Raw genomic sequence first — 9,885 nt, forward strand, 5'->3', positions numbered from 1 at the left:
GCTTTAGCTCCAAACGTCCTCGACGGCCAGCACCTCGGTGATGCCGCGCGCAGTCAAGTGATTCTTATCCCCCGCGAGCGCCGCGAGTACAGCCGTGGGCCGGGCACCTTCTGCCGATAACCGCATGAAGGCTTCGTAGTACCGCCCGCCCGGAGCGCAGGTGGCCCGGACCGTGACCTCCTCCGGCAGGTCCACGACCAGGCCGACCGCCCGCGGCGCGGGCGGCGTCCAGGTCTCCCGGACCTCGCCGACGATCTTCGCCAGTTCCAGTCCGGCCGGCTTGGGCTCCCGGGAGTTGGTGAGCAGACCCAGGCTGTATTCGAGCTCAGGGAAGTCTGCCAGGTCCTTGCTCACGTCGTGCGAGCACCACCACGTGACGCCCCACAGGTCCGGGCAGTCGAGCGCGTTAGCCACGGTCGCCCTGGTGAAGTCGGCGGCGCGGTCGGCCGGTATGTGCGGCTGCGGCGCGCCGACCTCTTGCAGCCACACCGGCCGGTGCGCCTCGGTGGCCCAGGCCTTGGACAGCTCGATCATGTACTCGGCGTGGTGCGCCACGGCCGCCGAATCCGACCCGTAGCGCTGCTGCGTGCCGTTGAAGACCCAGGAGTGGATCGCGGTCGCGGCGCCGTACCGGGCGGCGTGCGCCGGGGTGAACGGGTGGTCGTCGAGGTACCAGGCGGCGTCATAAGAGCAGTGCAGGTGCAGCTTGCCCGGCGCGCCCTGCTCGCAGGCGCCGAGCAGCCGGTCCAGCCAGGCCCCGGCCTCGGCCGGGGTGATGCGGTCCGGGTCCGGGTGCGGGTCGCCGGAGAACTGGTTGGTCTCGTTGCCGAGCGTCATCCCGATGAAGTTGGGCCGGTCGGCCAGCGCCGCGGCCAGCGTGCGCAGGTACTCGGCCTCGCCGGCGACCACATCGGGATCGGTGAACATGTTCCGGCGGTGCCAGGTGCTCACCCAGGCCGGCTGGAAGTCGAAGCTGGACAGGTGACCCTGCAAGCCGTCGACGTTGACGTCCAGGCCGCGTTCGGCGGCGGCGTCGGCGAGCGCCACCAGCTGCTCGACCGCACGCGGGCGGATCAGGGTGCGGTTGGGCTGGAACAGCGGCCACAGCGGGAAGACCCGCACGTGGTCCAGGCCGAGCCCGGCGATCGAGTCCAGGTCGGCGCGCACCTGGTCCAGGTCGAAGTCGAGCCAGTGGTGGAACCACCCGGCGCTGGGGGTGTAGTTGACGCCGAAACGGGGCGTGTGCTGGGCCTGCCCGGTGGGGGGCTGGGTCTGCTCGGTGGGCTGGGTCTGCTGTGTCGTCGTGGGCTGCGGGGCGGACAGCGGAGCTGCGGTCATGGCCGGGGCGGGCTTCCCTCGTGTGTGTTCGGGTGGAGCTGAGCTGGTACCGGGATGCGTGGGGGGACTCACCCCTTGATCGCGCCCTGGGCGACGCCTCGGAAGAAGTACCGTTGCAAGATCAGGAACAAGGCCAAGATCGGTAGCAGCGCCATCATGGTGCCGGCGGCGATGGTGCGCGGGTCGTGCGACCACTGGCCGTTCAGGTAGGACAGGCCGACGGTGAGGGTGAGCTTGTCCGGGCTCTGCAACACCAGCAGCGGCCACAGGAAGTCGTCCCAGGCGCCGATGAAGGCGAAGATCGAGATCACGCTCAGCACGCCCTTGACCGACGGCAGGCCGACGTAGCGCATCCGCTGCAGGACGTTGGCGCCGTCGATGATCGCGGCCTCCTCGACCTCCCTGGGCAGCGCCATGAACGCGTTGCGCATGAGCAGCACGTTGGTCATGGCGATCATGTCCGGCAGACAGACACCGAGGATCGAGTTGCCCAGGCCCATGCTGGTGATCATCTGGAACTTGGAGATGATCGTCACCTCGGCCGGCAGGATCAGCGTCGCGACGAACACCCCGAGCAGCAGCTTGCGGCCCTTGAACTTCAGCCGGGCCAGCACGTAGCCGGCCAGCGTGGCGCCGATGACGTTGCCGGTGACGTTGATGACCGCCACCGTCAGCGAGTTCAGCGCGAAGTGCCACACCGGGATGGTGTTCTGCACCTCGCCGTAGTTGCCGAGCGTCGGGTGGTGCGGCAGTAGCTGGATGTTCTGCGTGTAGACGTCCTCGGCCTTGCTCTTCAGCGAGGTCGACAGCTCCCAGAGCATCGGGCCGATCGAGATCAGCAGCACGATGATCAGCGCCAGATAGCGGAAGAACAAGCCGTGCGGCGTAGGGGCGTCGAAGATGGGCGAGCGCCCCTTGCGGTCCGGATGCCGCACGGCGGCCGTCCCGCGAACCCGGCGCTTGCGGTCCTCGCGGCTGTCCTCAGCGGTGGTCGCGGTCACGACTCCTCCTGGCTGTTCTTGTTCAGGCGGGTCAGGAACAACAGCGGGATGGCGGTGAGGAAGAACAGGAACACGCTGATCGCGCTGGCGTAACCGAGCCGGCCGTCAGAACCGGAGGCGGCCTGCTGCACCAGCATCACGATCGAGACGTCCTGGCCCCCGACCCCGCCGGTCGCACCGCCGAGGATGTAGAGCTCGCTGAACACGCGCATAGCGTTCACCGCGATCAGCACGGATATCAGGATCATGGTCCCGCGCACCCCGGGCACCGTGATGCTCCAGAACCGGCGCACCGTCCCGGCCCCGTCCACGGCGGCCGCCTCGTGCAGATCCCGCCGCACGCTGCCGAGCGCGGACATATAAAGGAGCATGTAGTAGCCCAGCCCCTTCCACACCGTCAGCGCGATGGCACTGAGCAACAGCAGCCACCGGTCGGTCAGGAACGGCACCGTCTTGTGCACGAACCCCATGGTCTGGAGCAGGTTGTTGAACAGCCCGCGGTCGTCCAGCATCCACTTCCAGATCAGCGCCACCGTCACCGCCGAGGCGATGACCGGGAAGTAGAAGGCCGTCCGGAAGAACGCGATACCGCGGATATTGCGCTGCACCAGCAGAGCCAGCAGCAGCGGCAACAGTGTGAGCAGCGGGACGCAGATCACCATGAAGACGATGGTGTTGAGCACGGCGTCCCGGATATGCGGGTCATGCCATAGGAGCCAGTAGTTTTTGAGCCCTATGAAGTGCCCACCGGTCAGCTGATGCACGTTGGTGAACGACAGCGTGACCGTGTTGATGGCCGGCCACACGCTGAACAGACCGAGCCAGACCAGGGCCGGCAGCATCAGCAGCCATGGGGTGTAGAACCGGTGGGACCTCATCGGTTTCCTCGCTAATTCCTACTCAGGCCTACAGGACACAGATCACTGGGTGAGCAGCGCGTTCGCCTGGTTCACCGTGTTGTCCAAGGCCTGCTTCGAGGTCTCCTTGCCAGTCATCGCCTTGGCGATCTCCTGGTTCAGGATCGTGTTCATCGCGTCGGTCCAGATCGGCGGCGTGAAGTTCACCGCGGTCTGCATGTCCTGGTACGCGATCACCGCGGCGTCGCCCTGCGGGGTGCCGTCGCTCTTGGTGTACTGCGGGTCGTTCGCGGAGGCGGCGGAGCCCGGCAGGAAGCCCGGGGCCAGCTTGACGAAGGCCGTCTGGTTCGCGTTGTTCGTCACGAACTCGGCGAAGGCCAGCGCCAGCGGCAGGTTCTTGCTCTTGCTGGAGACCGACAGGCCCTGCACGTACAGCGGCGCGGTGTCCAGCGCCGGGGAGGGCAGCACGTTCGGGGCCAGCGTCGGGTTGTCCTGCTGCAAGCTGGTGATCAGGTTGCCGCCGCCGGTGGTCCAGGCCACCTGCTGCTTGCTGAACAGCGTGGAGTTGCCCTCGTAGCTGTTGTCCAGGACGTTGGAGGGCAGGTAGCCGGCCTTGTAGGCGGCGGTGTACTTGTCCAGCATCGCCTCGGCCGGCGCGGTGTTGAAGGCGAACTTCGTCCCGTCGGCGGTGAGCAGCTTGGTGCCGGTGTTGGCGATGTCCGACAGCCCCGGGGCCCGGGACATCAGGTAGTCCTTGCCGCCGGACGCGTCATGCATGATCTTCGCCTGGGCCACCAGGTCGTCGAAGGTCTTCGGGGGCTTGGTGGCGTCCAGGCCGTCCTTGGCCATCATCGTCTTGTTCCAGTAGCTGACGTCCGTGCCCAGGTACCAGGGGAAGCCGAAGTCCTGCGAGCCGCCGGAGACATCCTGGTAGTTGTAGGCGGCCAGGCCGCTCTTGACGTAGTCGGTGGCCAGCGTCGGGTCGTTCTGCTTCAGGTCCAGCAGGTTGCCGGTCTTGGCCACGGAGTGCGCGATGTCCGGCGGCAGGTTGATCACGTCCGGCAGGCTGCCGGTGCTGACCTGGCTGGCGACCTTGGTCGGGTAGCCGTCGCCGGGCTGGTCGATCCAGTTGACGTCGGTGCCCGGGTGCGCCTGCTTGAACGCCGCGATCAGGGTGTTGAAGTACGGCGTGAACTTGTCGTTCTTCAGCGACCAGGTCTGGAACGTGATGCTGCCGGACAGCGCGGCCGTGGTGGACACCGTCTTGTTCGCGTCCGCGGAGGAGGACTTGCTTCCGACGCCGCAGCCCGCCAGCAGCGTCGCGGCGACGGCGATAGCGGATACCGCTGTGGTCCTGCGCATGGTCATGACTCCCGACCTTTTCGTGTGAGGGGATCGTGTTGGGGGGTCGTTCAGGAGTGCTCTCTCGTTCACGAGAGTTTTACTAAACCGCTCTAGTGAAACGGGACTATGCTCTGCGTCATCCGAGGTGTCAAGGGGTCCCCAGACCCCCACCGGGGAAGGGATACCGAACCGTGACCAGACCCACCATCGACGACATCGCCCGGCGGGCCGGGGTGTCCAAGAGCGCCGTGTCGTTCGCGCTGAACGGCAGGCCAGGGGTAAGCCCCGCCACCCGCGACCGTATCTTGGCGGCGGCCTCGGAGATGAACTGGCGGCCGCACAAGGCGGCCCGCGCGCTCAGCGGCGCCCGCTCCGACGCGGTCGGCCTGGTCGTCGCGCGCCCGGCGCAGACCATCGGCGCCGAGCCGTTCTTCGGTCTGCTGCTGGCCGGCTTGCAGGCCGGGCTCTCGGCGCGCTCGATCGCCCTGCACCTGATGATCGTCGAGGACACCGCCGCCGAGATCGAGGTCTACCGGCGCTGGACCTCCGAGCGGCACGTCGACGGCTTCGTCCTGGTGGACCTGCAACACCGGGACAAGCGGGTGCCGGTCCTGGAGGAACTGGGCGTCCCGGCGGTGGTGATCGGCGGCCCCGGCGGCCACGGCACGCTGCCCAGCCTGTGGGCCGACGACCGCGAGGCGATGCTGTCCCTGGTCGACTACCTCGCCGCCCTGGGCCACCGCCGGATCGCGCACGTCGCCGGCGATGAGGCCTTCCACCACACCCGCCGCCGGATCCGGGCCCTGAAGGACGCCGCCCGCCGCCTGGACCTGGTGGACGCGGTCTCGGTCCCCACCGACTTCAGCGACGCCCAGGGCGCCTCGGCCACCCGCGCGCTGCTGAGCAGCCCGAACCGGCCCAGCGCGCTGATCTTCGACTCGGACGTGATGGCGGTGGCCGGGCTCGCGGTGGCCGCCGAGATGGGCGTCGCGGTGCCGGCCGGGTTGTCGGTGGTCTCCTTCGAGGACTCGCTGCTCACCCGGATCGTGCACCCGGCGATCACCGCCCTGGGCCGCGACACCTTCGCGCTCGGCGGCCAGGTCGCGGCCATGCTGCTGGCGGCGATCGACGAGCCGGGGTCGGTGCGCGACGTGCAGGGCGCCACGCCTCGGCTGACGGTCCGGGAGAGCACCCGCGCCCCTTACACCGAGCAGGGGGCATGAACCGGTTCAGCGATCAAGTGAACCGGTTCAGTAATCCTTCGATATCGGCTTCGGTCACGGCGTCGGCGGCAGCCGGTCACCGCCGGGCCGACCGGCCCGGCGGACGTGTGGCGCAGGTAACAGCCTTACCCGGCGCCGAGCACCACAGAGTGTCTTCGTAGAATCTCCGCTATGGGACAACCAGCCGTAGAAGTGACCGGCCTGGTCAAGAGGTACGGCGCCAAGACCGCGGTGGACGGCCTGGACCTGCGCGTGCAGACCGGGACCATCACCGCCGTGCTCGGCCCGAACGGGGCCGGGAAGACTTCGACCATCGAGTGCTGCGAGGGCTACCGCCGACCGGACGGCGGCACCGTCCGCGTCCTCGGCCTGGACCCGGTCACGCAGGGTGAGCAGCTGCGGCCGCGGATCGGCGTGATGCTCCAGTCCGGCGGCATCTACCCCAGCGTGCGCGCGGTGGAGATGCTGAAGCACACCGCCAAGCTCTACGCGAACCCGCTGGACACCGACGCCCTGATCGAGCGCCTGGGCCTGGGCTCGGCCGGCCGCACCACCTTCCGGCGGCTGTCCGGCGGGCAGCAGCAGCGGCTCTCGCTGGCGCTGGCCGTGGTCGGGCGGCCGGAGTTGGTGTTCCTGGACGAGCCCACCGCCGGGCTGGACGTGCAGGCCCGGCACGCCACCTGGGAGTTGATCGAGCAGCTGCGGCGGGACGGGGTCACGGTGGTCCTCACCACCCACTTACTGGACGAGGCCGAGCGGCTGGCCGACACGGTGGCGATCGTGGACGCCGGCAAGGTGATCGCGCACGACACCCCGGACGCGCTGAGCACGGCCAACGGCGCCGGGGACACCGAGATCCGGTTCACCGCTCCGGCCGGCCTGGACCTGGCCGGCCTGCTCGCGGGGCTGCCGCCCGGCCTCACCGCGGCCGAGCAGCCGCCGGGCGCCTACACTGTGGGCGGCGACGTCACCCCCGACGTGCTGGCGAAGGTGACCTCATGGTGCGCGGCCAAGGACGTGATGCCGCAAGGCCTCAGCGTCGGCCGGCGCACCCTCGAAGACGTCTTCCTCGATCTGACCGGACGGGAGCTCCGTTGACCACCACCGCTCCCCCCGACGACAACCGCGTCGCCACGGGTGCCGCCCTGGACTTCACCCCGAAGCCCGGCGCGGCCCCGGCCACCCGGATGATCCTGGCCCAGGCCGGGCACGAGGTCCGGCTGATGCTCCGCAACCCCGAGCAGCTGCTGCTGACCATAGTGATCCCGGCCCTGATGATGGTCCTGTTCTCCGGGGAGTCGCTGGTCGCGACCTCCGGCCCGGGCAAGCGCATCGACTTCTACGCCCCGGGCCTGTTCGGCGCCGCGGTGCTGTCCACGGCGTTCACCGGCCTGGCCATCGCCACCGGCTTCGAGCGCCGCTACGGCGTGCTCAAGCGGATGGGCGCCACCCCGCTGCCGCGCTGGGGGCTGATCGTGGCCAAGGCGCTGTGCGTGCTGTGCGTCGAGGTGATCCAGATCGCCCTGCTCTCGGCGATCGCCCTGGCCATGGGCTGGAAGCCGCACGGCGACCCGCTGGCCGTGATCGTGCTGGTGGTGCTGGCCACCGGCACCTTCGCCGGCCTGGCCATGCTGATGGCCGGCACGCTGCGCGCCGAGGCCACCTTGGGCCTGGCGAACTTCGTGTTCCTGCTGCTGCTGGCCGGCGGCGGGGTGATCATCCCGCTGTCCAAGTTCCCGTCGGGCGTACGCCACGTACTCGACGCCCTGCCGATCAGCGCCCTCACCAACGGCCTGCGCGACGTGCTCCAGCACGGCGCCACGCTGCCCTGGGCCAACGTCGGCATCCTCGCCGCCTGGGCCGTGGCCGCGATCGCGGTGGCCGCCCGGACCTTCAAGTGGGAGTAGCAGGACGATGACGCAGACCGCCGGGGACGCCCCGGCCGCGGGCACGAACACTTCCACTCCGGCAGCCGTGCCCGCCGCCTCGGCAGGTGCGGCAGGTGCGGCAGGCGAGGCTGCCGAGGCGAAGGTGCCTGCTCAGACCGACCGCGCGACCGGCAAGGTCGCGACCGCCGAGTCACCCGCCGCCGAACCGGCCAGCTCTCCGAGCGCCGCCGCCTCCGACCCGACCGACCGCGCGACCGGCAAGTCCGCATCCGCCGCCGCGACCGGCAGCCCCGCGGCTCCAGCCACACCGGCCACCCCGGCCACCCCAACCGGCCCGCTGGCCCGCCTCCTCGCCTGGCGCACCCCGCCGGCGATCCTGACCTGGACCTGCTTCGTCGCGTTCGTCGCCAACATCGCCATCATCGTCACCGGCGGCGCGGTCCGCCTCACCGACTCCGGCCTGGGCTGCCCGACCTGGCCCACCTGCACCGACGGCAGCCTGGTCCCGACCAGCCGGCTCGGCGCCTACGGGATCGTGGAGTTCACCAACCGCATGCTCACCTTCGCCGTCTCGGTGGCGGTCGGCGCGGCGATCATCGCGTGCCTGCGCTGGCATCCGCGCCGCGCGGTGCTGAACAAGCTGTCCTGGACGCTGTTCGTCGGCGTCGTCGTCCAGGCGGTGATCGGCGGCATCTCGGTCCGCACCCACCTGGCCCCGATCTGGGTCTCGCTGCACATGCTGGTCTCCCTGGGCATGGTCGCGCTGTCCTACGTCCTGTGGGTCCGCAGCCGCGAGCCCAACGACAACGACCCCACCCCGACCGTCCAGCCGATCCTGCGCCGGCTCGGCTACGTCCTCACCGCCGGCGTCGGCGCCCTGCTGATCGCCGGCACGATCGTCACCGGCAGCGGCCCGCACTCCGGCGCCAAGGCCGGCGACCCGGGCCACAAGCGCTTCCCGCTCAGCCCGGCCAACGCCACCCAGCTGCACGCCGACCTGGTCTTCCTGGTCGTCGGCCTGACGGTGGCGCTGTGGTTCGGGCTCAAGGCCACCGGCGCGGGCCCCCGCGTCCTGACCACCGTCCGCGACCTGTTCCTGCTGCTGATGGCCCAGGGCGTCATCGGCTACGTGCAGTACTTCACCCACCTGCCGGTCCTGCTGGTCGGCATCCACATGTTCGGAGCGGCGATCGTCTGGGCCGCGACCTGGCGGGTGCTGCTGGCGATGCGAGAGCGGAAGGCCGAAACCAAGACCGGCACCGAGCCCCAGGCCCAGGCCGTTCCCGCCTGACCGACCCCGTAGCCTGATACGGCAGTGTCCCCGGCCCGATGTTCGCGGGCCGGGGACACTGCCGTATCGGTGGTCAGTCGTATCGGCGGTCAGTGCTGCGTCTGGTCGTCATAGGACACGAGATCCTGCTTCGCCTGCTGCGCGAGCTGCGCGGGAACCGTCAGTCCCCACTGCGGACTCATCGCGATCCCGGCGAGCTGGTCCAGCGACAGCAGCGGGGCCTGGCGTGACGGATCGACGTGCCAGCCCTTGGTCTGCGGAGGGTTCGGCGGGATGTGGAAATTGCTCGCGCCCAGCACGAGCACCGTGCCGTTCTGGAACACCCGGATCAACCTGTTGTCGTAAGAGCCCTTCGTGGTGTAACCGGCACCGTCCGGGTTGTAGTCGTCCATACGGTATGACAACACGACGCTTCCGTCCGGTTCGGCAACCGCCCGGCAATCGCTGATCGGGGTGGCGGCCATCTCCTTCGCGGAGACACAGTCAGTGATCTTCAGGGTCCTAGCAACGTTCTGTACCAGCGTCACATCGACGTCGGTCGGCTTCCCGGTCCCGTCGTCGACGGTCATGGTCGAGCCGGCATCCACCCCCGGGTTCGCGGGATCGTAGTCGTCCTGGCCCGCGTAGCCGGCGGTGACCAGCCCCGAGGGCAGCAGCGACTTGAGGATCTCGGCGCTGGAGCGACCGTCCATGAGCACTTGGCCGGGTCCGGGCTGCGGCGCCGGGTTCTGGGGGATCGCCGTCCCGGCCGGCTCGTAGAACCGCGCCAACGGGGTGGGCGTCGTCGTGTTCGGCGGCGGCGTGGTCCGCGCCGGCTTCGCACTCGACGACGTCGCCGCCGGCGTCCGCGCCGTCGTGGGGTCCGTGGTCGGCTTCGCGGACGCGGACGTCGGCCCCGCCTTCGTCAGGTCCGTCGCCGAGACGGCGCGCCCCGACCCTCCC

The 9,885-nt window shown here is 69.7% G+C and carries 8 protein-coding genes and 1 pseudogene; 4 read left to right on the plus strand and 5 right to left on the minus strand.

Annotated features, from left to right (window positions below; genetic code table 11):
- Positions 1-3: 3 nt before the first annotated feature.
- The 4 genes from IZR01_RS28945 to IZR01_RS28960 all read right to left on the minus strand — a co-directional run bounded on the left by IZR01_RS28945 (position 4) and on the right by IZR01_RS28960 (position 4,558).
- Positions 4-1,338, minus strand: coding sequence for a glycoside hydrolase 5 family protein (locus IZR01_RS28945; RefSeq protein ID WP_228560432.1), 1,335 nt, complete (start codon positions 1,336-1,338; stop codon positions 4-6).
- A gap of 68 nt (positions 1,339-1,406) precedes the next feature.
- Complete coding sequence (locus IZR01_RS28950) at positions 1,407-2,339, minus strand: carbohydrate ABC transporter permease (protein ID WP_194897730.1); 933 nt, start codon at positions 2,337-2,339, stop codon at positions 1,407-1,409.
- Positions 2,336-3,217, minus strand: coding sequence for a carbohydrate ABC transporter permease (locus IZR01_RS28955; RefSeq protein ID WP_194897729.1), 882 nt, complete (start codon positions 3,215-3,217; stop codon positions 2,336-2,338). Before IZR01_RS28955 ends, IZR01_RS28950 begins: the two co-directional genes overlap by 4 nt.
- A gap of 42 nt (positions 3,218-3,259) precedes the next feature.
- The gene (locus tag IZR01_RS28960; protein WP_194897728.1) at positions 3,260-4,558 is read right to left on the minus strand and encodes an ABC transporter substrate-binding protein; all 1,299 of its coding nucleotides are present in this window, start codon (positions 4,556-4,558) and stop codon (positions 3,260-3,262) included.
- 173 nt (positions 4,559-4,731) lie between these two features.
- Between IZR01_RS28960 and IZR01_RS28965 the strand changes: the two genes are divergently transcribed.
- The 4 genes from IZR01_RS28965 to IZR01_RS28980 all read left to right on the plus strand — a co-directional run bounded on the left by IZR01_RS28965 (position 4,732) and on the right by IZR01_RS28980 (position 8,943).
- Positions 4,732-5,763 carry a LacI family DNA-binding transcriptional regulator gene (locus IZR01_RS28965; protein WP_194897727.1) on the plus strand — a complete coding sequence of 344 codons (1,032 nt, stop codon included), beginning with the start codon at positions 4,732-4,734 and terminating at the stop codon, positions 5,761-5,763.
- A 171-nt stretch (positions 5,764-5,934) separates the two neighbouring features.
- Positions 5,935-6,861, plus strand: a complete 927-nt coding sequence (locus IZR01_RS28970) for an ABC transporter ATP-binding protein (protein ID WP_194897726.1) — start codon at positions 5,935-5,937, stop codon at positions 6,859-6,861.
- An 89-nt stretch (positions 6,862-6,950) separates the two neighbouring features.
- Entirely contained in the window at positions 6,951-7,670 is a 720-nt protein-coding gene (locus IZR01_RS28975) for an ABC transporter permease (RefSeq protein WP_194897734.1), read from the plus strand.
- Positions 7,671-7,677: 7 nt separating this feature from the next.
- On the plus strand, positions 7,678-8,943 hold the full coding sequence (locus tag IZR01_RS28980) for a COX15/CtaA family protein (RefSeq protein ID WP_194925694.1): 1,266 nt from the start codon (positions 7,678-7,680) through the stop codon (positions 8,941-8,943).
- An 89-nt stretch (positions 8,944-9,032) separates the two neighbouring features.
- Here the strand turns inward: IZR01_RS28980 and IZR01_RS28985 are convergent.
- Positions 9,033-9,885, minus strand: a pseudogene (locus IZR01_RS28985) (hypothetical protein); the annotation flags it as partial.

The organism is Catenulispora pinisilvae (assembly GCF_015356865.1).
Lineage (GTDB): Bacteria > Actinomycetota > Actinomycetes > Streptomycetales > Catenulisporaceae > Catenulispora > Catenulispora pinisilvae.